21 protein-coding genes are annotated in these 23,977 nt (G+C 68.9%); 6 read left to right on the top strand and 15 right to left on the bottom strand.

What is annotated here, in order from left to right; all coding sequences use genetic code 11:
- Positions 1-3 precede the first annotated feature (3 nt).
- The 9 genes from urtD to Q344_RS0117770 all read right to left on the bottom strand — a co-directional run bounded on the left by urtD (position 4) and on the right by Q344_RS0117770 (position 9,875).
- A complete protein-coding gene (gene urtD / locus Q344_RS0117805; protein ID WP_028287955.1) occupies positions 4-744 on the bottom strand; it encodes an urea ABC transporter ATP-binding protein UrtD in 741 nt (246 codons plus the stop codon).
- Positions 741-1,970, bottom strand: coding sequence for an urea ABC transporter permease subunit UrtC (gene urtC / locus Q344_RS0117800; RefSeq protein WP_028287954.1), 1,230 nt, complete (start codon positions 1,968-1,970; stop codon positions 741-743). Before urtC ends, urtD begins: the two co-directional genes overlap by 4 nt.
- The gene (locus tag Q344_RS26185) at positions 1,967-2,125 is read right to left on the bottom strand and encodes a hypothetical protein (RefSeq protein WP_156954742.1); all 159 of its coding nucleotides are present in this window, start codon (positions 2,123-2,125) and stop codon (positions 1,967-1,969) included. Before Q344_RS26185 ends, urtC begins: the two co-directional genes overlap by 4 nt.
- Before the next feature lie 4 nt (positions 2,126-2,129).
- A complete protein-coding gene (gene urtB, locus Q344_RS0117795) occupies positions 2,130-4,100 on the bottom strand; it encodes an urea ABC transporter permease subunit UrtB (RefSeq protein WP_028287953.1) in 1,971 nt (656 codons plus the stop codon).
- Positions 4,101-4,180: 80 nt separating this feature from the next.
- Complete coding sequence (gene urtA / locus Q344_RS0117790) at positions 4,181-5,467, bottom strand: urea ABC transporter substrate-binding protein (RefSeq protein WP_028287952.1); 1,287 nt, start codon at positions 5,465-5,467, stop codon at positions 4,181-4,183.
- Between the two features lie 429 nt (positions 5,468-5,896).
- Positions 5,897-6,652, bottom strand: coding sequence for a proteasome-type protease (locus Q344_RS0117785; protein ID WP_028287951.1), 756 nt, complete (start codon positions 6,650-6,652; stop codon positions 5,897-5,899).
- Between the two features lie 38 nt (positions 6,653-6,690).
- Positions 6,691-7,491, bottom strand: coding sequence for a transglutaminase family protein (locus Q344_RS0117780; protein ID WP_028287950.1), 801 nt, complete (start codon positions 7,489-7,491; stop codon positions 6,691-6,693).
- 9 nt (positions 7,492-7,500) lie between these two features.
- Positions 7,501-8,442, bottom strand: a complete 942-nt coding sequence (locus Q344_RS0117775) for an alpha-E domain-containing protein (protein WP_028287949.1) — start codon at positions 8,440-8,442, stop codon at positions 7,501-7,503.
- A 5-nt stretch (positions 8,443-8,447) separates the two neighbouring features.
- Positions 8,448-9,875 (bottom strand): circularly permuted type 2 ATP-grasp protein, encoded by a 1,428-nt coding sequence (locus Q344_RS0117770; RefSeq protein WP_028287948.1) that lies wholly within the window; start codon positions 9,873-9,875, stop codon positions 8,448-8,450.
- Between the two features lie 326 nt (positions 9,876-10,201).
- Between Q344_RS0117770 and Q344_RS0117765 the strand changes: the two genes are divergently transcribed.
- From Q344_RS0117765 to Q344_RS0117755, 3 genes are read left to right on the top strand one after another with little or no spacing between them, the layout of a single operon-like run.
- Positions 10,202-13,540, top strand: a complete 3,339-nt coding sequence (locus tag Q344_RS0117765) for a transglutaminase family protein (RefSeq protein WP_028287947.1) — start codon at positions 10,202-10,204, stop codon at positions 13,538-13,540.
- A 6-nt stretch (positions 13,541-13,546) separates the two neighbouring features.
- Complete coding sequence (locus Q344_RS0117760) at positions 13,547-15,979, top strand: circularly permuted type 2 ATP-grasp protein (protein ID WP_028287946.1); 2,433 nt, start codon at positions 13,547-13,549, stop codon at positions 15,977-15,979.
- A gap of 4 nt (positions 15,980-15,983) precedes the next feature.
- A complete protein-coding gene (locus Q344_RS0117755; protein WP_028287945.1) occupies positions 15,984-16,874 on the top strand; it encodes a transglutaminase family protein in 891 nt (296 codons plus the stop codon).
- 100 nt (positions 16,875-16,974) lie between these two features.
- Here the strand turns inward: Q344_RS0117755 and mobA are convergent, their stop codons facing one another.
- Complete coding sequence (gene mobA / locus Q344_RS0117750) at positions 16,975-17,583, bottom strand: molybdenum cofactor guanylyltransferase MobA (RefSeq protein WP_028287944.1); 609 nt, start codon at positions 17,581-17,583, stop codon at positions 16,975-16,977.
- Positions 17,584-17,684: 101 nt separating this feature from the next.
- Here mobA and Q344_RS0117745 point away from each other — a divergent pair, with 101 nt between their 5' ends.
- Both Q344_RS0117745 and Q344_RS0117740 read left to right on the top strand, forming a co-directional pair.
- Positions 17,685-18,425, top strand: a complete 741-nt coding sequence (locus Q344_RS0117745; RefSeq protein ID WP_028287943.1) for an AzlC family ABC transporter permease — start codon at positions 17,685-17,687, stop codon at positions 18,423-18,425.
- On the top strand, positions 18,422-18,748 hold the full coding sequence (locus Q344_RS0117740; protein ID WP_028287942.1) for an AzlD domain-containing protein: 327 nt from the start codon (positions 18,422-18,424) through the stop codon (positions 18,746-18,748). Before Q344_RS0117745 ends, Q344_RS0117740 begins: the two co-directional genes overlap by 4 nt.
- 16 nt (positions 18,749-18,764) lie before the next feature.
- Here the strand turns inward: Q344_RS0117740 and Q344_RS24360 are convergent, their stop codons facing one another.
- The 5 genes from Q344_RS24360 to Q344_RS0117715 all read right to left on the bottom strand — a co-directional run bounded on the left by Q344_RS24360 (position 18,765) and on the right by Q344_RS0117715 (position 22,890).
- On the bottom strand, positions 18,765-19,349 hold the full coding sequence (locus Q344_RS24360) for a hypothetical protein (protein WP_036539844.1): 585 nt from the start codon (positions 19,347-19,349) through the stop codon (positions 18,765-18,767).
- Positions 19,350-19,383: 34 nt separating this feature from the next.
- A complete protein-coding gene (locus tag Q344_RS0117730) occupies positions 19,384-19,518 on the bottom strand; it encodes an aa3-type cytochrome c oxidase subunit IV (RefSeq protein ID WP_028287941.1) in 135 nt (44 codons plus the stop codon).
- A 95-nt stretch (positions 19,519-19,613) separates the two neighbouring features.
- Entirely contained in the window at positions 19,614-20,081 is a 468-nt protein-coding gene (locus Q344_RS0117725) for a DUF6173 family protein (RefSeq protein WP_028287940.1), read from the bottom strand.
- A 47-nt stretch (positions 20,082-20,128) separates the two neighbouring features.
- Positions 20,129-21,178, bottom strand: a complete 1,050-nt coding sequence (locus Q344_RS0117720; RefSeq protein WP_028287939.1) for an MBL fold metallo-hydrolase — start codon at positions 21,176-21,178, stop codon at positions 20,129-20,131.
- Positions 21,175-22,890, bottom strand: a complete 1,716-nt coding sequence (locus Q344_RS0117715; protein ID WP_028287938.1) for an acyl-CoA dehydrogenase — start codon at positions 22,888-22,890, stop codon at positions 21,175-21,177. The genes Q344_RS0117720 and Q344_RS0117715 overlap by 4 nt, the downstream gene beginning before the upstream one ends.
- A 133-nt stretch (positions 22,891-23,023) precedes the next feature.
- Here Q344_RS0117715 and Q344_RS0117710 point away from each other — a divergent pair, with 133 nt between their 5' ends.
- On the top strand, positions 23,024-23,974 hold the full coding sequence (locus Q344_RS0117710) for an L-threonylcarbamoyladenylate synthase (protein ID WP_028287937.1): 951 nt from the start codon (positions 23,024-23,026) through the stop codon (positions 23,972-23,974).
- The last annotated feature ends 3 nt before the right edge of the window (positions 23,975-23,977 follow it).

Here is a 23,977-nt window from a genome sequence, read left to right as displayed (position 1 = left end):
CTCTCAGCGCCCCAGGTAGACATCGATGACCTGCTGGTTCTTCGTCACGTGATCCAGCGTCCCCTCGGCCAGCACCGAGCCCTCGTGCAGCACGGTGACCTTGCAGTCGAGCCGGCGGACGAATTCCATGTCGTGCTCGACCACCACCACCGCGCGGGTCTTCGCGGCCTCCTTGAGCAGGTCCGTGGTGTGCTCGCGCTCGGCCAGCGTCATGCCCGCCGCGGGTTCGTCCACGAGCAGCAGCCGGGGCTCCTGCGCCAAGAGCATCCCGATCTCGAGCCATTGCTTCTGGCCATGGCTCAGCTCGCCCGACTTGCGGCTCAGCGCGTCGGCCAGGCCGATCTCGGAGGCCAGCTCCTCGACCCGGGCGTTGTCCCGGAACTTCGGCTTCCAGAAGAGCACCGGGAAGGGGGAGCGCTTGTTCTTCACAGCCATCATCAGGTTGTCGCGCACCGTCTGGTCCTCGAAGACCGTGGGGCGCTGGAACTTGCGGCCGATCCCCTCCTGCGCGATCCGCGCCTCGGAGAGCTTCAGGAGGTTGCGCGACGCCTCGCCCCAGAAGACGCGCCCCTCGTCCGGCTTCGTCTTGCCGGTGACGATGTCCATGAAGGTCGTCTTGCCCGCCCCGTTCGGCCCGATGATCGCCCGCAGCTCGGCCGGGCCGATCTCGAAGCTGAGGTTGTTGATCGCCCGGAACCCGTCGAAGGTGACGGAGACGCCCGAGACCTCGAGAAGCGCGCTCATCGGCGGCCCTCCCCTTCCTGCAGCGCGCCCTTGTCGGGGCCGTAATCCGCGCCGTGCCGGTCGGGCGTCACCCGGTCGGTGATCAGGTCGATCAGCCCGCCGATCCCCTTGGGCGCGAAGAGCGTCACGAGGACGAAGGAGACGCCGAGAAGGACGAGCCACCAGTCGACCCAGTCCACCGTGTAGACCCCGAGGTTCAGGGGCGGCACCTGACCGCTGGTGAACCATGTCGAGACGAGGGAGACGAAGGCCGCGCCGATGACCGCGCCGTAGAGCCGGCCGCGCCCGCCGATGGCGACCCAGACGGCGAGGTAGATCGAGGCGATCGGGGCCATCTCGCCCGGGTTGATGATGCCCGCCTGCGGGTAGTAGAGCGCCCCCGCGATGCCCGCGATGATCGCGGTCAGGGTGAAGACGAAGAGCTTGTAGCCCTCGACCGAGTAGCCGAGGAACCGCACCCGCGCCTCGTCGTCCCTGATGCCGCGCACGACCGAGCCGAACTTGCCCGAGACGACCCAGGCCGCCAGCACGTAGCCGAGCCCGAGCGCCAGGGCCGAGCCCCAGAGGAACCAGACGGAGATCTCGTCCTGCCCGGCCTGCACGCCGGGCAGGTTCTGAAGACCCGAGAGCCCGTTGTTGCCGCGCAGCCCGGATTCGTTCTGGAAGAGGTAGAGCGAGAGCGCCAGCGTCATCGCCTGCGTCAGGATCGAGAGGTAGACGCCGGTGACGCGGCTGCGGAAGGCGAGCCAGCCGAAGATCAGCGCGAGCAGCCCGGGGGCGGCGATCACCATCAGCGCCTGCAGCCAGAAGGAATGGGCGAAGACCCAGACGGCCGGGAAGTCGGATGAGCCGACGACGCCGAAGATCTGGGAGCCGATGGCGTCGACGACCTCCTGCTCGGTCGGCGGGATCGGGGCGTTGGCGAGGCTCTGGGTCACGATCAGCTCGGTCCGGGCGTACATCAGCCACATGCCGATCGCGTAGCCGCCGAGCGCGAAGAAGGCGAAATGGCCGAGCGAGAGGATCCCGCAATAGCCCCAGACGAGGTCCATCGCGATGGCGACGAGGCAGAGGCAGAGCGTCTTGCCGAGGGTCTTCACGAAGGAGGTGGAGAGCCCGCCGGTGCCGTAGGCGTGCGAGAGCAGCGTCACCGCGATGGTGAAGACCGCGAGGATCGCAAGGAAGACCAGCACCGAGGGGTTGCGGGCGATGAAGGTGTTTCTCATGACCGCTCTCCCTTCGGACGCTGCGCCTTGTCTTTCCGGTGTTCGGGGGCGCTGCCCCCGTCGCCGCTCTGCGGCGACTCCCCCGGGATATTTCTGGCAAGAGGAAGCAGGCGGAGCGGCGCGCGGTTGCGGTTGGCGGGGATGCCTTTGAACATGGGATCAGTCTCCTGCGGCCCGGCCCCTGAGGGCGATGATGCCGCGCGGGCGGAACTGGATGAAGATGATGATGAAGATGATCATGTAGGTCTGGGCGGCGAGCGTGTTCGACGGGTTGAACCACTCGATCCCCTTCTGCAGGAAGCCGATCATCGTGGCGCCCAGCAGCGTGCCCCAGATGTTGCCGACGCCGCCGACGACCACGGTCATGAAGCTCTGCACGATGTAGTCGGAGCCGAGTTCGGAGGTCACCTTGGCGTAGAGCCCGATGGCGACGCCCGCGATCCCGGCGATGCCGGAGCCGAGGCCGAAGGTCAGCATGTTCACCCGGTCGGGGTTGATCCCCATCGAGGCGGCCATGTTGCGGTTCTGGGTCACGGCGCGGGTCTCGAGCCCGAGGCGGGTGCGCTTCATCAGGAAGAGGAAGAAGGCCAGGAAGACGAGGGCCAGCACGAAGATCGCGATCCGGATGTAGGAGATCGAGACCACGTCGTTGAACGACAGCGCCCCGTCGAGCCAGCCGGGCGAGGTCAGCGGCCGCGCCTGCGTGCCGAAGATGTTCTTGGCGAGCTGCTGGAGCGCGATGGAGATGCCGAAGGTGGCGAGCAGCGTCTCGAGCGGGCGGGCATAGAGCCAGCGGATCACGAGGCGCTCCATCGCCACGCCCGCCGCGAAGGTGACGGCGAAGGCGCAGGGCAGCGCGACGATCAGCGACAGCGTGTAGTCGGGGATCAGCTGCTGGACCACGTAGCCGGTATAGGCGCCCATCATGATGAATTCGCCATGGGCCATGTTGATGACGCCCATGACGCCGAAGGTGATGGCGAGGCCGATGGCCGCGAGGAAGTAGATCGAGGCGAGCGAGAGCGCATCGAGGGTCAGGTCGAGGAACTGGTTGAAGGCGAGCTTCACCTCGATCGAGCGGAGCACCTCCTGCGCCGCTTCGGTCACCGCCCCGGAGGCTTCGCGGTAGCGTTCGTAGAAGCTGTGCGCCTCGACGGCGGCGGCGACCTCGTCGCCGGTGGCGGCGGGCGGGGCCAGCCCGGCCTCCACGAGCCCCGCGTAGGCGCGGTCGCGCGCGGCGGGGTCGGAGAGCTCGCCGACCGGCACGCCGCCGACGCGTCCGTCCGCGATGTTGGCGGCGAGCGCGTTGCGCTGATCGTCCGGAGAGAGGCGCGCGGGGGCCATGTCGCGGGCGACCAGCAGGTCGTAGGCCGCGGCCTCGGGGAAGCTTTCGGAGCCGGGGCGCAACGCGCGGGCGATGTTCTGGCCCTCGGCGGGCACGTCGCCCTCGACCACCTCGGTCGTGGTCGCGAGGATCGGGTTCAGCGCGGCGCGCACGTCGACGGCGAGGTCCCCGCGGAAATGGTCCATCGCCTCGATCCGCTCCGCGTCGGAGGCGCCGAAGGAGATGGTGAGCAGCCGTTCCAGCCGTTCCTTCTGCTGGCGGATGCCGGCCGAGGGCTCGGCCCCGATCGACTCGCGCAGGATGGGCAGGTGGCGTTCGTTGCCGTTCCGGGCGAGCGCGGCCAGCGCATCGCGCCGCTTCGCCGGGTCCGGATCGTTCAGCTGGAATTTCACGAGCGCGGAGGCGATCAGCCCCTGGATGCCGGAGTTGGGTTTCAGCTGGTCGAACGCGTCGTCGGGGAACTCGCCGATGCTCTGCGCGGTGGCGAAGTCGAAGATGCGGAGCGTGTCGCGATCGACCTCCTCGGCGTAGAAGAACAGCCCGTCGTCCTCGCGCTGCCACATGTTCCGCGCGCCCCATTGTTCGAGCACCAGCGGCGCCGCGTCGAGGCCGCTGTCGCGGATCGCGTCGATGGCGGGCTGGATCGTGCGGCGGGAGGATTTCTCGATCGCCTCGCGGTGCTCCTGCAGCAGGGCCTGGATCGGCGAGAGCGCTCCGGTCTGCGCAAGCGCGGGCGAGACCGAGAGGGAGAGGAGCAGCAGCGCCGCCCTGAGGGGTCGGATCATGGAGGCGATCAACTTTGTATTCCGGGAGGGGACGGGACCGGCGGCAGGGAGGGGCCGCCGGTCCCCACGGTCAGGTCAGGTCAGTAGTTCGACTTGATCTGGACGCAGCTCTTGGTGTCGGTGTTGTACATCCCGCATTCGAGGTCTTTCCAATCGGCCTCGAGCACCGCGGATTCCGGCAGGAAGTCGGTCCAGGCATCGCCGGGGACCGGGTCGGTTTCCGAGATGATGTCGAACTGGCCGTCGTCGCGGATCTCGCCGATCAGCACGGGCTTGGAGAGGTGGTGGTTGGTGCCCATCACCGCGGTGCCGCCGGTCAGGTTCGGGAACTCCTGGCCCCACATGGCTTCGCGCACGGCGTCGACGTCGGTGGTGCCGGCCTCCTCGACCGCGTTCACCCACATGTTGAAGCCGATGTAATGGGCTTCCATCGGGTCGTTGGTCACGCGCTTCTCGTCGCCGATGAAGGCGTGCCATGCGTCGATGAAGGCGTCGTTCTCGTCGCTCTCGGCGGACATGAAGTAGTTCCACGCGGCGAGGTGGCCGACGAGGTTCGAGGTGTCGAGGCCCGAGAGCTCTTCCTCGCCCACCGAGAAGGCGACGACGGGGATGTCCTCGGCCGAGACGCCGGCGGCGGCGAGTTCCTTGTAGAAGCCGATGTTCGCGTCACCGTTGATGGTCGAGACCACGCCGACCTTCTTGCCGTCGGCGCCGAGCGCCACGACGTCGGCGACGATCTTGGACCAGTCGGAATGGCCGAAGGGGGTGTAGTTGACGAAGATGTCCTCGGCCGCGATGCCCTTGTCCTTCAGGTAGGATTCGAGAATGTTGTTCGTGGTCCGCGGATAGACGTAGTCGGTGCCGAGCAGGGCGAATTTCTCGACGCCCAGTTCCTCGAGGTAGTAGTCGACCGCCGGGATCGCCTGCTGGTTCGGCGCGGCGCCGGTGTAGAAGACGTTCTTCGAGGATTCCTCACCCTCGTACTGGACCGGGTAGAACAGGAGGCCGTTCAGCTCCTCGATCACCGGCAGCACGGATTTCCGGCTCACGCTCGTCCAGCAGCCGAACATCACGTCGACGTCCGAGACGGTCAGCAGCTCGCGGGCCTTCTCGGCGAAGAGCGGCCAGTCGGAGGCCGGATCGACCACCACGGCCTCGAGCTGCTTGCCGAGCACGCCGCCCTTCTTGTTCTGCTCTTCGATGAGCATCAGCATCGTGTCTTTGAGCGTCGTCTCGGAGATCGCCATCGTGCCCGAGAGCGAGTGGAGGACGCCGACCTTGATGGTGTCGTCCTGCGCCACGGCGGTCGTGCCGAAGATCAGCGATCCGGCGGCGGCGCCCAGCATTGATTTCAGAAAATGCGACATGGTGGTGAAGGTTCCCTTCTCGTCGCGCCGCCGCACGGACAGGGACTGCTGGCGGTTGATCCCGCGCAGACTCCCCCCTAGATCCCTCGGACGACGTCTTGTTGCGTCTCAGCGGTGGCGGGCCGTGATTGGTAGTCCGCCCGTCACCGCAATCCCTGTTCCGCGCCGCTCGGGGCGCGCGGTGACCAAGAGAGCGGCTTTGCCGCCGTCGGGGAATTGGACAGGGTCCGGCGGAGGCGCAGCCCGGGAGAGATGCTCAATTGATGGGCGGAAATCGGCAGCTGTGCCCGCATTATGGGCAACTCGCCCAGCCAGCTTTGCGCAATCTGCCGGAAAACGCGTCGCTTCGCCCGGCAATTGAGTCGCAATCATGGCAGGGGCGCCCGACGGGATGGCGGGCGGGGCGTCGCCGCAGGCGCGCGCCGCGCGTCAGTCCGCGGGTTCGGCTCGGCCGGGCATCTCGAAATCGGGGAGTGCGGCGAAGGCGTCGCGCAGCGCACCGCCCCAGCCGTTCGAGATGACCTCGAAATAGGGATCGCCCTGCTCCACCCGGCCGATCCGGCCGTTGCGATGGCTGCCCGTCTCGTAGACGTGCCAGTCGAGCGGCAGCGCCACCGAGAGGTTGGCCTTGATCGTGCTGTCGAAGGAGACGAGCAGCAGCTTGATCGCCGCCTCGAAGCTCATGTCCGGGTCATAGGCGCGGATCAGGATCGGACGGCCGTATTTCGTCTCGCCGACCTGGAAGAAGGGCGTGTCCTCCCCGGCCTCGATGAAGTTGCCTTCCGGGTAGATCAGGTAGAGCCGCGGCTCCCCGCCCTTGATCTGGCCGCCCACGATCAGCGTGGCGAAGAAGGCGCCGTCCGCGCGCTGCCCGGCCTCGTCATGGCCCGCGATCACCTCGCGCAGCGTCGCGCCGATCAGCCGGGCGACCTGGAACATCGACTCGGCGTGGAGGATGTCCGGCGACCGGTCCGAGGGCCGTTTCGAGCGTTCCTGCAGCAGCGAGATCACCGCCTGCGTGGTCGCAAGGTTGCCGGAGGTCATGATCGTGATCGAACGCTCGCCCGGCGTCTCGAAGGTGAACATCTTGCGGAAGGTCGAGATGTTGTCGACGCCGGAATTGGTCCGGGTGTCCGACATGAAGACGATTCCGCGATTGAGTTGAATGCCGACGCAATAGGTCATCCGTGTGCCCTTCCCCGGCTGCCGATTCGGCGCTCAGTCTATTGCTGAACCTGCAGGGAAACGCAAAGCTCTTCGGAGGCGTCGCCCTGCCTGAGCCCGTGCACCGGGGCCGCGTCGGCATAGTCGCGCCCGACCGCGACCCGGACGTAGCGGTCATCCGGGCAGACCGCGTTCGAGACGTCGAAGCCGACCCAGCCAAGCCCGTCGATCATCAGCTCGGCCCAGGCGTGGCCCGCCTCCTGCTCGGGCACCTCGTCCATCATCAGGTAGCCCGAGACGTAGCGCGCCGGGATCCCCAGATGGCGGGCGGCGGCGATCATGATGTGGGCATGGTCCTGGCAGACGCCCTGGCCCGACGCGACCGACTCCTCCGCCGTGGTCATGGCGGTGGTGGTGCCGGTCCGGTATTCGACCGCCGCCGCGACCGCCTCGGCGAGCGCATGGGCGCCGGAGAGCTGGTTCTCGGCAAAGGCGCTCTCGACCTGGCGGGCAAGCTTGCGGACGTGGGATCCGGGCGTCGTCATCGCGGTCTTGCGGAGGAAGAGCCAGAGCGGCGTCATCGCCTCGCCCGGCCCCACGACCCCGGCGCGGTCCTCGACCTCGACCTCGCCCACGCTGTGGATCTCCAGCCGGTCGGTGTCCTGCATCATGATCAGATCGACGCGGTTGCGGAACTGGTCGTCGAAAGTGACCTGCCGGTCGCCCCCCGTGAGGTGGGACTCCCACGAGATCACGCGCTGCCCGACGGCGTTGCGCGGGGTCAGGCGCAGCTGGAGCAGGGCGTAATGCACCGGCTTGTCGTAGGTGTAGATGGTCTTGTGCGAGATCTTCAGACGCATGGCATCCCCCTATCCGTAGAACCGGAAATCTTCCTGGATCTGCCCGGCCAGCCGCGCGGTGCTCGCGATGCTGGCCTCGAGGAACTCGTGCAGCCCCTCGTCGAAGACCCGGTCGATATCGCGGTTGTCCAGCCTGTCGTATGTCTTCCGGGCCAGCTCGAGGCTCGGCAGGTCGCCCACGTGGTTCTGGGCGAGATAGCTCAGGTTGCCGACGATCTTCGAATAGCAGAACGCCAGCGACCGCGGCATCCGCTTGTCGAGGATCAGGAAGGCGGCGATGGCGCGGGGCGTCGTCTCGGCCTCGTTCAGCCAGCGGAACGACCGGAAGGCCGAGACCGAGCGCAGGATCGTCTCCCATTGCGCATTGTCCATCGAGGAACCGACGAAGGCCGCCGAGGGCAGCAGCACGTAGTATTTCACGTCGAGGATCCGGGCGGTGTTGTCGGCCCGCTCCACGAAGGTGCCGATCCGGGCGAAATCGAAGATCTCGTTCCTCAGCATCGTGCCGTGCAGGGCGCCCCTGACCAGCGAGGAATGCTGCCGCACCGAGGTCAGCACATCCGCGAGGTTCTTGACCGAGACCGGCCGGGCGAGCTGGCTCTTCAGCGTCATCCAGCTTTCGTTGGTCGCCTCCCAGACCTCCGAGGACAGCGCCGTCCGCACCATCCGCGCGTTCGAACGGGCCATCTCGATCACCGACATGACCGAGGACGGGTTGTCCTTGTCGCGCAGCAGGAAGTTGATCACGTGCCCCTGCTCGAACGTGTCGTATTTCTCGAGATAGAGCTCGCGCACCCCGGCGGTGGTGATGATGCTCTCCCATTCCACTTCGGCGCTTTCCGACCCGGTCAGCGCGATGCGGAATCCGGTGTCGAGCAGGCGCGCCGTGTTCTCCGAGCGCTCCAGGTAGCGGAACATCCAGAACAGGCCACCCGCGGTTTTTCCCAGCATCGGCATCAGTCCCCCAGCACCCAGGTATCCTTCGTCCCGCCGCCCTGCGACGAGTTCACCACGAGCGAGCCCTCCTTGAGCGCCACCCGCGTCAGCCCGCCCGCCGTGATGTAGACCGACTTGGGCGAGACCAGCACGAAGGGGCGCAGGTCCACATGGCGCGGCGCCAGCCCCTTCTGGGTCATGATCGGCACGGTGGAGAGCGCCAGCGTCGGCTGGGCGATGTAATTGCCGGGTTTCGCGCGGAGCTTCGCCTCGAATTCCGACAGCTCCTTCTTCGAGGCCGCGGGCCCGACGAGCATCCCGTAGCCGCCCGAGCCGTGGACTTCCTTCACGACGAGCTCGGCGAGGTTGTCGAGCACGTATTTCAGGCTGTCGGGCTCCGAGCAGCGCCAGGTCGGCACGTTCTGCAGGATCGCCTTCTCGCCGGTGTAGAACTGCACGATGTCGGGCATGTAGGAATAGAGCGCCTTGTCGTCGGCGATCCCGGTCCCCGGCGCGTTGGCGATGGTGATGTTGCCCGCGCGGTAGACGTCCATGATCCCCGGCACGCCCAGCAACGAGGTCGGGTTGAAGTTGAGCGGGTCGAGGTAATCGTCGTCCACCCGGCGGTAGATCACGTCGAGCGGCTTGTAGCCCCGGATCGTCCGCATCGCGACGCGGCCGTCGACGATGCGCAGGTCGCTCGCCTCCACCAGCTCGGCGCCCATCTGGTCGGCCAGGAAGGAATGTTCGAAATAGGCCGAGTTGTGGATACCGGGCGTCAGCACGGCGAGCGAGGGCTTGCCCTCGTTGAAGTTCGGCGGCGCGGCCTCGGACAGCGAGCGCCGCAGCTCGGCCGGGTAGCTCGAGACCGGCTTGACCCGCATCCGGGTGAAGAGCTCGGGGAACATCTGGAGCATCGTCTCGCGGTTCTCCAGCATGTAGGAGACGCCCGACGGCGTGCGGCAATTGTCCTCGAGCACGTAGAATTCGTTCTCGCCGGTGCGCACCAGGTCGGTGCCGACGATATGGGTATAGACCCCGCCCGGCGGTGCGACCCCGACCATCTGCGGCAGGAAGGCCTCGTTGTTCTGGATGATCTCGGCGGGGATGCGGCCCGCCTTCAGGATCTCCTGCCGGTGATAGATGTCGGCGAGGAAGGCGTTGATCGCCCGGACCCTCTGTTCGATCCCGCGCTCCAGCGTGCGCCATTCCTGCGCGGCGATGATCCGGGGCACGATGTCGAACGGGATGAGACGTTCGTCCGCCTCGCTCTGACCATAAACGTTGAAGGTGATGCCGATGCGGCGGAAGAAGGCCTCGGCCTCGCTCGACTTCTTCAGGAGCGACTTCGGATCCTCCCCCGAGAACCAGTCAGCGTAATCCGAATAGGGTGCCCGGGCCCCGCCCGCGCCATCCAGCATCTCGTCGAAAAACCGATTGTCCGTCATTCCGTCCTTGTCAGCTCTCTGGGCCCCGTCGGGCGGGCCGGGCTCGTCCCGGTCAGCCCCTCACAGATACCTTAGCACACGATCGCACTCCGGCTAGGTTCTTGATCCTGCGCAATGGTTTGGCCGCAGACAAGCCCATCAGGCCACCTAGCGCGGCATTGCCCGGAAAACAGGCACCCGCGCGGGTTTCAGGCCCATCCGCCCGGAATGACGGGGAAAACCCCGCAGGCGCTGTCCGGCAGCTGCGGCCGGACCGCCCGCGCCGCTTGTTATGATGCGGTCCGGATGCGATGCATTCGGGACCAGTTACCGAAGGGACGGCCCTCATGTCGATTCACGCAGCGATCCATCACCTGACGCATTACCGCTACGATCGCCTCGTCACCCTCGCCCCCCAGATCATCCGGCTGCGCCCCGCGCCGCATTCGCGCACGCGGGTGATTTCGCATTCCCTGAAGGTCGGGCCCGAGCCGCATTTCGTGAACCACCAGCAGGATCCCTACGGCAACTGGCTGGCGCGCTTCGTCTTCCCCGAACCGGTGCGCGAGTTCCGGATCGAGGTGGACCTCGTCGCCGACATGTCGGTCTACAACCCGTTCGACTTCTTCGTGGAGGACACGGCCGAGACATGGCCGTTCAACTATCCCTCCGAACTGAAGGAGGACCTGTCGATCTACAGCACGCCCGAGCCCGTCGGGCCGCGGCTGGCGGCCTTCCTGAAGACCCTGCCGCGCGATCACGAGCGGACGGTCGATTTCCTCGTCTCGCTGAACGCCCACGTGGCGAACCATGTGGAATACACGATCCGGATGGAGCCCGGCGTGCAGACCCCCGAGGAGACGCTCGAGCGGGTCTCGGGCTCGTGCCGGGATTCCTCGTGGCTGCTGGTCCAGTGCCTGCGCAACCTGGGCTTCGCGGCGCGCTTCGTGTCGGGCTACCTGATCCAGCTGAAGCCCGACCTCGTGTCGCTGGACGGCCCGGCGGGCACCGATCACGACTTCACCGACCTGCATGCCTGGGTCGAGGTCTACCTGCCCGGCGCCGGCTGGATCGGCTTCGACCCGACCTCGGGCCTCCTGGCGGGCGAGAGCCACATCCCGCTGGCCGCCACGCCGCATTACCGCAACGCCGCGCCGATCGCCGGGATGGCCTCCTACGCGGAGGTGGATTTCAGCTTCGACATGAAGGTCAGCCGGGTGTCCGAACATCCGCGCATCACCAAGCCCTTCAGCGACGACGCCTGGGACCGGCTCAACGTGCTGGGCCGGAAGGTGGACGAGAAGCTCGCCGAGGGCGATGTGCGGCTGACCATGGGCGGCGAGCCGACCTTCGTCAGCATCGACGATTTCGAAAGCGCGGAGTGGAACACCGCCGCCGTCGGCCCGATGAAGCGCGGGCTCGCGGACAAGCTGATCCGCCGCCTGCGCGACCGCTTCGCTCCGGGCGGCTTCCTGCATTACGGGCAGGGCAAGTGGTATCCGGGCGAGACGCTGCCGCGCTGGACCTTCAGCCTTTACTGGCGGCGGGACGGCAAGCCGATCTGGTCCGACGAGGCGCTCATCGCCACCGAGGACGCGCAGACCGGCGCCGGGCCGAAGGAGGCAGAGGCGCTGATGGCCGAGATCGCCGAGGACCTCGGCGTCGGGCAGGATTACGTCGCGCCCGCCTACGAGGACCCGGGCGAATGGCTGCTGAAGGAGGCGAACCTGCCCGAGAACGTCACGCCCGAGAACAACAAGCTCAAGGACCCCGAGGAGCGCCACCGCATGGCGAAGGTCTTCGAGCGCGGGCTCACGGAACCCTCGGGCTATGTCCTGCCGGTTCAGGCGTGGCAGTCGAAGGCCGCGGGCCGGCGCTGGCGGTCCGAGAAGTGGAAGCTGCGGCGGGGCAAGATCTTCCTCGTGCCCGGTGACAGCCCGGTCGGCTATCGCCTGCCGCTCGGCACCCTGCCCTACGTGCCGCCCGCGCAATATCCCTATACCTACATCGTGGACCCGACCGTCGACCGCGACGAGCTGCCCGATTACCACGCCGAGGAAGGCATGCCCGAGAGCACGCCCGAGCACAGCCAGCCGGTCTCGGCCCCCAGCCCCACGGGCCCGGTTCAGGACGTCATCGAACAGCAGCTCACCGAGCTCGGCGGCGCCGTCCGCACCGCGCTCTCGGTCGAACCGCGCGACGGGCGGCTCTGCGTCTTCATGCCGCCGGTGGAGAGCATCGAGGATTACCTCGACCTCATCGCCTCGGCCGAACGCGCCGCGAAGAAGCTGGGGCTGCCGATCCATATCGAGGGCTATTCCCCGCCCCACGATCCCCGGATGAACGTCATCCGCGTGGCGCCGGACCCGGGCGTGATCGAGGTGAACATCCATCCCGCCGCGACCTGGGAGGAATGCGTCGCCACCACGAACGCGGTCTACGAGGAGGCGCGGCAATGCCGCCTCGGGGCCGACAAGTTCATGATCGACGGGCGCCACACCGGCACCGGCGGCGGCAACCACGTCGTTGTCGGCGGTGAGACCCCGAACGATTCGCCCTTCCTGCGGCGCCCGGATCTGCTGCGCTCGCTGATCCTCTACTGGCAGCGGCACCCGTCGCTCTCCTACCTCTTCTCGGGCCTCTTCATCGGCCCGACCTCGCAGGCCCCCCGGATCGACGAGGCCCGCCACGACACGCTCTACGAGCTCGAGATCGCGCTGTCGCAGATCCCCGACCCCGCCGAAGGCCCGCAGCCCCTGCCGTGGCTGGTGGACCGGCTGCTCCGCAACATGCTGACGGATGTCACCGGCAACACCCACCGGGCCGAGATCTGCATCGACAAGCTCTATTCGCCCGACGGTCCCACGGGGCGCCTCGGCCTGATCGAGTTCCGCGGGTTCGAGATGCCGCCCGACGCCAAGATGTCCCTTGCCCAGCAGGTGCTGATCCGCGCCATCATCGCCCGGATGTGGGACGCGCCGATCAAGGGCAAGCCGGTCCGCTGGGGCACCGTGCTGCATGACCGCTTCATGCTGCCGCATTTCGTCTGGGAGGATTTCCTCGACGTCCTGCGCGACCTCAAGGACCACGGTTACGAGGTCGAGCCCGAATGGTTCGTCGCCCAGCAGGAATTCCGCTTCCCCTTCTGCGGCGAGGTCGAATACGAGGGCGTGCACCTTGAACTGCGGCAGGCGCTGGAACCGTGGCACGTGCTGGGCGAGACCGGCGCCATCGGCGGCACCGTGCGCTACACCGACAGCTCGGTCGAACGGTTGCAGGCCCGGGTGACGACGATGCACCCCGACCGCTACGCGCTCCACTGCAACGGACGGCCCGTGCCGCTGACCGCCACCGGCACCGCCGGCACCTTCGTCGGCGGCGTCCGCTTCAAGGCGTGGCAGCCGGCCGAGGCGCTGCATCCGGTGCTCCCGATCGACGCGCCGCTGCATTTCGCCATCTACGACACCTGGACCGGCCGCGCGATCGGCGGCTGCACCTACCACGTCGCGCATCCCGGCGGGCGGAACTACGACACCTTCCCCGTCAACGGGAACGAGGCGGAGGCGCGGCGCCTCGCCCGGTTCGAACCGATGGGGCACAAGCCCGGCGGATATGTTCCGACGCCCGAGCAAACCCACCCCGATTTCCCGACGACCCTCGACCTGCGCAGGCCGCCCGGGCTATGACACGCCATGGACGAGATTGCCCGCCCCCTTCCGGCTTCCCGCGCCACGCAGAGGATCCTGCGTGACTACCGCCCGCGGCCGGGCGTTCCGGACGAGCTTCTGGATGCCGAAGGGCGGATGCGGCCGGTCTGGACCGATTTCCTCGACCACCTGGCCGAGCAGACGCCCGAGGCGATGCGCGAGCGGTTCAACCGCGGCGATCTCTACCTGCGCGACGCGGGCGTCTATTTCCGCCGCTACTCGGCCGACGCGACGGGCGAACGCGACTGGCCGCTCAGCCACATCCCCGTCATCCTGCATGCCGACGAATGGGAGGAGATCAGCGAAGGACTGATCCAGCGCGCCGAGCTGCTCGAGTCGGTGGTGGCCGACCTCTACGGCGCGCAGAGCCTGATCGCCGACGGGCACCTGCCGCCCGAGATCATCGCCGACAACCCCGAATGGCTGCGCCCGATGGTCGGGGTGCGGCCCGCCTCGGGGCATTTCCTGCACTTCCTCGCCTTCGAGATCGGACGGTCGCCGGACGGCTCGTGGTTCGTCCTGGGCGACCGGACGCAGGCGCCCTCGGGCGCGGGCTTCGCGCTCGAGAACCGGATGGCCACCTCCCGCGTCTTCCCCGAGGCCTTCGCCACCGCCCGGGTCTCGCGCCTCGCAGGCTTCTTCCGGGCCTTCCGCGAGGGGCTCGACGAGCTGCGCGACGAGGCCGCTGCGGACGGGCGCATCCCCGGCAATTCGCGGCCCGCGATCCTGACGCCCGGCCCGTCGAACGACACCTATTTCGAACACACCTACATTGCCCGCTACCTCGGCCTGATGCTGCTCGAGGGCGAGGACCTTGTCGTCGTCAAGGGCCAGGTCATGGTGCGCACCGTCTCGGGGCTGAAGCCGGTCTCTGTGCTCTGGCGGCGGCTCGACGCCTCCTATGCCGACCCGCTGGAGCTGCAGGAAAGCTCGCGCATCGGCACGCCCGGCCTCGTCTCGGCCCTGCGCGAGGGCTCGGTCTCGATGGTCAACGCGCTTGGCGCGGGGGTGCTGGAGACGCGGGCGCTGCTGGCCTTCCTGCCGCGGATCGCGCCGGCGCTCACCGGCGAACCGCTGAAACTGCCCAACATCGCCACCTGGTGGTGCGGCCAGGCCAAGGAGCGCGCCCATGTCGTCGCCAATGCCGAGCGGATGATGATCGGCCAGGCGCTCTCGACCGCCATGCCCTTCAGCGTCGAGGCCGAGATGGCGCTCGGCGGCCGCTTCGCCGACGCCGCCGACGACCGGGACATCGCCGCCTGGATCGAGGCGAAGGGCGCGGGCCTCGTCGGGCAGGAGGCGGTGACGCTCTCGACCACGCCGGTCTGGCAGGACGACGGGCTGGTGCCGCGGCCGATGACCGTCCGCGTCTTTGCCGCGCGCACCCCGCAGGGCTGGCAGATCATGCCCGGCGGCTATGCCCGGATCGGGCGCAAGGGCGACGCGACGGCGCTGGCGATGCAGCAGGGCGGCTCGGTCGCCGATGTCTGGATCGCCCATGATGAACCGGTGCCGCAGGACACGCTGATGAAACCGCGCGGCGCCTCTCTGCGCGAGGCGCCCTCGGTGCTGCCCTCGCGGGCGGCGGACAACCTCTTCTGGCTCGGCCGTTACGTCGAGCGCTGCGAGAGCACCATCCGCCTGCTGCGCGCCTGGCACCTGCGGCTGGAAGAGACCGGCGGCCGCGCGGCGCCGCAGATCTCGGGCCTCGCGGCACATCTGAAATTCCTCGGCATCGACCCGGCGCGCCGGGTGCCCGCCGCGCTCTTCGACCAGATCTCGGCGGCCGAGACCTGCGCCGGCAAGGTGCGCGACCGCTTCTCGGTCGATGCCTGGTGGGCCCTGCGCGACCTGGCCACCACGGCCCAGAGCCTCGGCGGCAAGACGGTGCAGGGCGACGACAGCGCCCGCGCCATGGGGCTGCTGCTGCGCCGCATCACCGGCTTCGCGGGGCTGGTGCACGAAAACATGTACCGCTTCGCCGGCTGGCGCTTCCTCAGCCTCGGCCGCGCGCTGGAGCGGGCCGACAACCTGGCCCACCTTCTTGCCGTATTCACCGACGAGACGGCGCCGGACGGCAGCTGGGATCTGCTGGTCGAACTGGGCGACAGCGTGATGACGCACCGCCGGCGCTATCGGATCGACACGACCCGCGACACGGTGGTCGACCTGATGGCGCTGGATGCCAACAACCCGCGGTCGGTGCTCTTCCAGGTCGCCGCGATGCGCGACCACGCCGAACGGCTGCCGAACGCGCGGGTCAGCGGCAAGATGGAGCCGCTCGGCCGCGACCTGTTGCGGATCGAGACCGATCTGACCGTGGGCGATCCCGAGGAATGGACCGCCGAGCGGTTCTGGGAGCTGCGCGGGGACCTGTCCACCGTCGCGGGCCACCTGGCCGCGAAATACCTGGGGTGAGGCGATGCTCTACGACATCGGGCTGAAGATCGAACACGGCTACGCCTCTCCGGCCGAGGGGGCGCGGACGCTCGCGCACCTGCTGCCGCGCACGATCTGGGGCCAGCAGACGCTGATCACCGGCGTGCTCGAGGCCGACCCCTGGCCCGACGAGCGGATCGACCGCACCGACTTCTTCGCCAACGCGGTGACCGAATTCGCGTGGCGGGCGCCGGTCGACTCGCTGGTGCTGAGCCTTCAGGCGCGGGTCGAGCGCATCGCCCAGCCCCAGACGCTGGACTTCTCGCCGGAGCTCGGCGGGCTGGCCTGCGAGCTGGCGCAGCTGCGCGACATCGGACCGGAAAGCCCGCATCACTTCCGCGGCGCCTCGCCCCGGCTGGCGCTCTCGCCCGCGATGACCGCCTTCGCGCGCGAGTGCCTGACCCCCGGGATCACCGCGCAGCAGGCGGTGCTGGCGATCGGACGGCGCCTGCACGACGAGATGAAATTCGATTCGGATGCGACCGAGGTGGACACCCCGCCCGAGGAGGCCTTCCGCCTGCGACACGGCGTCTGCCAGGATTTCTCGCATATCCTGATCGCCTGCCTGCGCGGGATCGGGGTGCCGGCGGGCTATGTCTCGGGCTTCCTGAGAACGCTGCCGCCGCCCGGCCGCGAACGGCTGGCCGGGGCCGACGCGATGCATGCCTGGGTGCGGGCCTGGGTCGGCGTCGACGGCGGCTGGCTGGAGTTCGACCCGACGAACGACCTGCTCGTCGGCACCGACCACGTGGTGGTGGCCTACGGGCGGGATTATTCCGACGTGGCGCCCGACCGCGGTGTGCTCAGGACATGGGGCAAGCAGGCGATCGACCAGGCGGTCGACGTGATCCCGGTGGAGACGGCGGCGGCCTGATCCGGGCGGCCCGCAGGGCAGCACGGGCGGATGTCGCGCGGCCGGCGGCCATGCTGGCCGGAGACACGCAGGAGGGTGCGCCTCCGGGCCCGGCGCGAGCTCAGGCGGAGAGCATCGCTTCGGCCCGGGCGAGGTCCTCGGGGCGGTTCACGTTGAAGAAGGCGGCCTCGCCCGACGCGAAGAAGGCCTGACGCGCGCCCATCTCGGCGGCCCAGCCGCCGAGCTTGCGGGTGCCCTGGCGCAGCGCCGCGCGCAGGTCCTCTCGCAGGGCCACCGGCCAGAGGGCGCAGGCGGGGTGGCGCCGCAACTCGCCGCCGAGCGGCGCGGCGGCAACGGCGAGGGGAACGGCCATGTCCTCGGCCGCGAGGATCAGGCGGGGGACGAGGTCGGGCGGCAGGAAGGGCGTGTCGACCGCCACCGTCACCAGCATCTCAGCCCCCTCGGCTGCCGCCCAGTCGAGCCCGGCGAGCACGCCCGCCAGCGGCCCCTGCCCGCCCGGCGCCGCGTCGGCGAGCACCGGAAGCCCCCAGCCCGCGAAGCGCGACGGGTCTCCGTTCGCGCTGACCGCGCAGCCCTCGACCTGCGGCTCGAACCGCGCCAGCACATGCGCCAGCAGCGGGCGGCCCGCCAGCGGCACCAGCGCCTTGTCCGCCCCGCCGAGCCGGCGGCCCTCGCCACCCGCGAGGACAAGGCCCAAAGGCGCCTTCATGCGGGCGCCCCCCGGGCCCGTTTCGCGCAAAGGCGTGGCTGCATTGCATCCCTCCGGTCCCGGCGTTACGACTTCGCCCGGAAACCTACGGACATTCCCCCATGACGACCACCGTGAAATCCGCCTACTGGAAAGGTGTGCGGGAGGGCGCGCCCTTCTTCTTCATCGTGTCGCCCTTCGCCCTGCTCTTCGGCGTGGTCGCGACCGAGGCGGGGCTGAACATCCTCGAGGCGCTCGCCTTCTCGGTCGCCGTCATCGCGGGGGCCGCGCAGTTCACCGCGCTCCAGCTGCTGCAGGACGACGCGCCCGCGATCATCGCGCTGGTCTCGGCGCTGGCGGTGAACCTGCGGATGGCGATGTATTCGGCGACGCTGACCCCGCACCTCGGCGCGGCGCCGATGTGGAAACGGGTGTTCGTGGCCTATTTCCTGGTCGATCAGAGCTTCGCGCTGTCGGTCGGCGCCTACGAGAAGCACCGCGACTGGTCGATGTCGCAGAAGCTGGCCTATTTCTTCGGCGTCGTCACCCCGATCTGCCCGTTCTGGTATGTCTTCACCGTGGTCGGCGCCATGATCGGCGAGGCGATGCCCGCCTCGCTCGGTCTCGATTTCGCGATGCCGATCACCTTCATCGCCATGGTCGCGCCGATGCTGCGGTCTCTGCCGCACCTCGCGGCCTGCTTCGTGGCGGTCACCGCCTCGCTGCTGCTGGTGTCGCTGCCGCTGAACCTCGGCCTGCTGGCGGCGGGCCTGCTCGGCATGATGGCGGGCGCCGCGGTGGAGCAATGGGTGGCGCGGGTGAAGCCCGGCCACGTCCCGCAGGCCAAGGAGGCCGAGGCATGAGCGATCACGTGACCCTCTGGCTGGTGATCGCGGGCCTGGCGCTCGGGTCCTTCGGGCTGCGCTTCGTCTTCCTGGGGCTGGTCGGCAACCGGGCGATGCCCGCATGGCTGCTGCGCCACCTGCGCTACACCGCCGTGGCGATCCTGCCCGCGCTGGTGGCGCCGCTGGTGGCCTGGCCCGCGGCGACCGGCGGAGAGCCGGACCCGGCACGGCTCGGCGCCACCTTCGTCACTCTGGGCGTGGGAATCGCGACGCGGAACGTCTTCGCGGGTCTCGTGACCGGCGCGGCGACGCTCTTCATCCTGATGGCCTGGCTCGGCTGAACCCGGCAGCCGGGGATCACCCGCCCGTGGGCGGGGTGAAATCCTCGTAATAGCGGGTGCCCTGGACGCCCGTGACCTGTTCGAAGCTCTTCTGGAGTTGCACCGGGTAGAGCGTGGAGCTGATCCCCTCGAACCCCGGCAACTGCTTCAGGACCGCGGCCGTCGCGGCAGCGCAGCGGGTCTGGGAAACCGGGCCGTTCGCCTCGACCAGACGGAGCGCGCGTTCGGCGACCTCGGGCGAGACCTCCACCGTCTGCGACACCACGTGATAGGCCGGACGGGCATGCATCGAGCGATAACCCAGCTCGAACGCCGGGGTGATGCCGTAGAGCACGTCGTCGCGGCGCGGCACCTCGTGGTGGTGGAAGGAACCGGCCGGATCGAAGATCACCCGCTGCGAGCCGTTCACCAGCAGCGCGGTGTGCCCGCCCGAGCCGGTGTTGTTGCTGACGACCGTGTAGAGCGTCAGGCTGGTCGGCCCCGGGTGGTGATAGACCGCGCGCGCCACCTCTTCGGGCGTGGCGGAGCCCCGGCTCTGCCCCTCGCCGGCACAGGCGGCCAACGCGACGAGAGCCATGACGGCGATGCCCTGACGCAGCATGGTGAACCTCACTCTGGGAAGACGCCCGACGGGGTCAGGTGTTGAAGATGGCCAGGAAGATCAGCACGAGGACCGAGAAGACGGCCACGTAGGTCGAGACCTTGATGAAGCCGTCAAAGGTCTTCTCCTGCTCGGTGATGTCCATTTCGCCATGCTTGTGCTCGGCCATGTTCGCTTCCTTGGTCGGATGGAATGTTCGCGGAACGATTAGCCTATTCGCCACCCCCTGTCACGACCGGGATGCGCGCAAATCGGCCCGTTGCGTCACTCCGCCGTATCTTCGCCCGTCTCGCGTTCGAGGTCGGCGGCCAGGCGGAAGCCGATCCGCTGCGGCTCCTTCGCGCCCTGCGGTTTCGGCAGCGCGCGCAGCATCACGTTGAGCTGGCTGACATGCTGGACAAGCTGCGCCCGCGCGCCGTCCGTGCCGGTTCCGTAGAAGGTCACGATGTCGGGATCGAAGAAGCCCATCCCCTCGATTCGCATCACGCCGGCGTCCGATCCGGTGAACCCGATGGCGACCTCGTGCTCTGCGTCGAGCATCTTCTCGAAGTTCTGGATGTAGAGGATCAGCCGTTCATAGGCCCATTCCGCGGGGCTCTTGGCCTTGACCGGCTTGGCCGTCAGGGCCCGCGGCCCGTCGGTCGGGGCGTTCGGGTCGGAATGGGTGTCGTGGCGCCGCGGGATCGCGGCGTCCTCGGCGGCTTCGGCGCTGGTGCGGATATCGTCGTCCATGGGTCTGATCTAGTGCGGCGCGGCGCCGGCGACCATGGCCGCGCGGCTCATTCGGCGACGGCCTGCCAGAGCCATGCGCCGTCCTCGCGCCGGGTGCGGGTCGCCTCGCCCTGCTTGTAGAGGTGCGAGAGGTGGGCATAGGCCTCGATCATGGCGAGGTGATAGGTCCCCTCGTCGATCTTGCGCTTGAAGAGCGGCGGGAAGCACTCCACGGCCGTCCGGGGCTCCGCGATGTAGCTCTTCAGGCGCCGCAGCCCGCTGTGGTGGTTCTGCACGAGCTGGTTCATCCGGTGCGGCAGCCCGGTGAAGGGCAGCTTGTGACCGGGCAGGACGAAGTGATCCTCGCGCGCGTAGGTCGAGAGGCGTTCGCAGGCCTCCAGCCAGTCGGCCAGCGGATCGGCCTCGGGCTCGGCCGCCTGCACGCCGACATTGGGCGAGATCGACGGCAAGAGCTGGTCGCCGCCGATCACGAGGTTGTCGTCCCGCGACCAGAGCGTCACGTGTTCGGGCGCGTGGCCCGCGCCCATCCGGACATCCCAGGTGCGGCCGCCCATGGTGACGACATCGCCCTCGACCAGGCGGTAATGGCCCACCGGGATCGGGGCGACGATGTCGGCGAAGTTGAAGGGCCGGGTCTCGCGCCGCTTCGCGATGGCCTCGGCCGGCATGCCCGCCATCTGCCAGAACCGCAGGTTCGCCTCGGAATGGTGTTCCTCGACGTCGAGCACCAGCATCCGGGACAGCAGGTAGGAGGTGCGCGAGGTCCAGTGCTCTGCGCCGCGCTCCATGAACCAGCCCAGCATGCCGACGTGGTCGGGGTGGTGGTGGGTGATGAGGATCCGGTGCACCGGCCGCCCGCCGAGCGGGCCGGCGAGCAGGTGTTCCCAGATGCGTACGGTCTTCTTGGTGAAGGTCCCGGTGTCCACGATGGTCCAGCCGTCCGCACCGTCGTCCAGCGCGTAGACGTTCACGTGATCCAGCGCCATCGGCAGGGAGATCCGGAGCCAGAGCACCCCCTCGGCGATCTCGATCGCCTCGTCGGGCTGCGGGGGTGTTTCCAGCGGGTATCGGATGCCAGCCGTGGCGCCGTCCATCATGCGTACATTTCCTCGGGGCGGAGCGCGTAGAGGTCCGTGCTGCCCACCATTGACTGGGCCAGAAGGCCCACATGCTCCGGCAGAAGCCGGTTGATGTAGAACCGCGCGAGCTTGGTGCGCGGCCCATCCTCGGCCTCTTCCATAGCTGCCTTGAGGTGGTAATGGCCACCCAGCACCCGTGCGAATGCAGATAGGAAGGGGACGGCGCCGGCGAAACGGACGTTGAGGTCCTTCTGCGCCACCAGCCATTCGGTCGCCTCGCGCAGCGACTCGGTTGCCTGCCAGACCGGATCGCCCAGATCGCCGTTGCGGGCGCGGGCCTCCTCGGCCACCGCCTGCATCTCGTCGATCAGGGCCTGCGCGGCCTCGCCGCCATCGGCCATCTTGCGGGCGACGAGGTCCATCGCCTGGATGCCGTTGGTGCCTTCGTAGATCGCGGTCACGCGGACGTCGCGGGAATATTGCGCGGCCCCCGTCTCCTCGATGACGCCCATGCCGCCGTGCACCTGCACGCCGGTCTCGGCCGCGCGCATGCCCGTCTCGGTCCCGAAGGCCTTGGCGATCGGGGTCAGCAGCGCGGCGCGCGCCTCCCATTCCGCCTCGCCGGTCGCCTTCGACATGTCGAGCGCCACGGCACAGGCCAGCGCGATGGAGCGCGCGGCGAAGAGATCGGCCTTCATCGTCAGCAGCATCCGGCGGACGTCGGCGTGATCCACGATGGTGCCGGTCCCCTCGACCGGGGTCTTGCCCTGCTTGCGGTCGAGCGCATAGGCCAGCGCGTGCTGGTAGGCGCCGTCGGCGGCCCCGATCCCCTGCACCCCGACGCCGAGGCGGGCGTTGTTCATCATGGTGAACATCGCCGCCATGCCCTTGTGTGCCTCGCCCACGAGCCAGCCCTTCGCCCCGTCGAACTGCATCACGCAGGTCGGCGAGCCGTGCAGGCCCAGCTTGTGCTCGAGGCTGACCACCTTCAGCGTGTTCGCCTCACCCAGCGACCCGTCCTCGTTCGGCAGGTACTTCGGCACCATGAAGAGGCTGATCCCCCGCGTCCCCGGGGCCCCGTCGGGCAGCCGCGCGAGGACGAGGTGGCAGACGTTGCCGCCGAAATCGTGATCGCCCCAGGAGATGTAGATCTTCTGTCCCGTGACCGCGTAGCTGCCGTCTCCGTTCGGTTCGGCCTTCGAGCGCAGCGCGCCGACGTCCGAGCCCGCCTGCGGTTCGGTCAGGTTCATCGTGCCGGTCCATTCGCCCGAGATGAGCCTGGGCAGGTACATCTGCTTCATCCAGTCGGGCGCATGCGCTTCCAGCGCCTCGATCTGGCCCTGCGTGAGCAGCGGGTTCAGCCCCAGCGACAGGCAGGCGGCCGAGATCATGTCGTTGAAGACCGTGGTCAGCGTGTGCGGCAGGCCCATGCCGCCGAATTCCGCGGGGGCGGAGATGCCGACCCAGCCGCCCTCGGCGATGGCCTTGTAGCCCTCGGCAAACCCCTTCGAGGTCCGCACCACGCCGTTCTCCAGCCGCGCGGGGTCGAGGTCGCCATTGCGGTTCAGCGGCGCGATCACGTCCTGGCAGAGCCGCCCGGCCTCGGTCAGGATCGCCTCGACCGTCTCCGGGGTCGCCTCGGCGAAACGCTCGGTCGCCGCCACCTGATCCATGCCGACCACGTGGTCGAGGATGTAGCGGAATTCGGAAACGGGTGCTTGATACGGCATGCGAACCTCCCTTGAAAACCGGTCCCTTGGCATTCCTGCCGCGCGGGATTATGCACTCGGACCTGTTCACATAACGCCTTTTCGCGCAAGCCGAGGCAATCGAAACGCGGCGTCAGACCCGCAGCGGGGACCCATGCCCGAGACACGTCTTCTTCCGCCGGACGATGCCGGGCTCGACGCCGCGGCGGAGATCCTGCGCGCGGGCGGCCGGGTCGCGCTGCCGACCGAGACGGTCTATGGCCTCGGGGCCGATGCCCGGTCCGACGCGGCGGTGGCGGGGATCTTCGCCGCGAAGGACCGCCCCGCCTTCAACCCGCTGATCGTGCATGTGGCCGACCTGGCCGCGGCGGCGCGTCATGTCGAGCTCTCCGACACCGCCCGGCATCTCGCCGCGGCGTTCTGGCCCGGCCCCCTCACGCTCGTCCTGCCGCTGAAGGCGCAGGCCGGGATCGCGCCGCTGGTCACCGCGGGCCTGCCGACTCTGGCGATCCGCGTCCCGGCGCACCCCCTGGCGCAGGACCTGCTCCGCCGGTTCGCAGGCCCGATCGCCGCGCCCTCGGCCAACCCCTCGGGCCGGGTCAGCGCGACCGAGGCGCGGCATGTGATGGCCGGGCTTTCGGGCCGGATCGAGGCGGTGCTCGACGGCGGGGCCTGCGCGGTCGGGCTGGAGAGCACGATCATCGGCTTCGGACCGGACGGCACGGCGCGGCTGCTGCGCCCGGGCGGCATCGCGAAGGAGGCGGCGGAGGCCGTGCTGGGCGCGCCGCTGCTGCCGCCCGCGCCCGAGGCGGGCATCACCTCGCCCGGCCAGCTCCTGTCGCATTACGCCCCGAGCGGGCGCGTCCGGCTCGGCGCGACCGAACCGCGTGCGGGCGAGACGATGGTGGGCTTCGGCGCCGTTCGCGGCGATCTGAACCTGTCCGAACGCGGCGACCTGGCCGAGGCGGCCGCACGTCTCTTCACGGTGTTTCACCGGCTGGACGAGATGGGCGCAAAGGCCATCGCGGTCGCGCCGGTCCCCGAGGAGGGCCTCGGGCTCGCCATCAACGACCGCCTCCGCCGCGCCGCCGCGCCGCGGGACTGACCC

Origin of the sequence: Pseudooceanicola nanhaiensis DSM 18065 (assembly GCF_000688295.1) — a bacterium.
GTDB classification, from domain to species: Bacteria; Pseudomonadota; Alphaproteobacteria; order Rhodobacterales; family Rhodobacteraceae; genus Pseudooceanicola; species Pseudooceanicola nanhaiensis.
The sequence above is the reverse complement of the archived record's forward strand: the minus strand, read 5'-3'. Positions and strand labels throughout refer to the sequence as shown.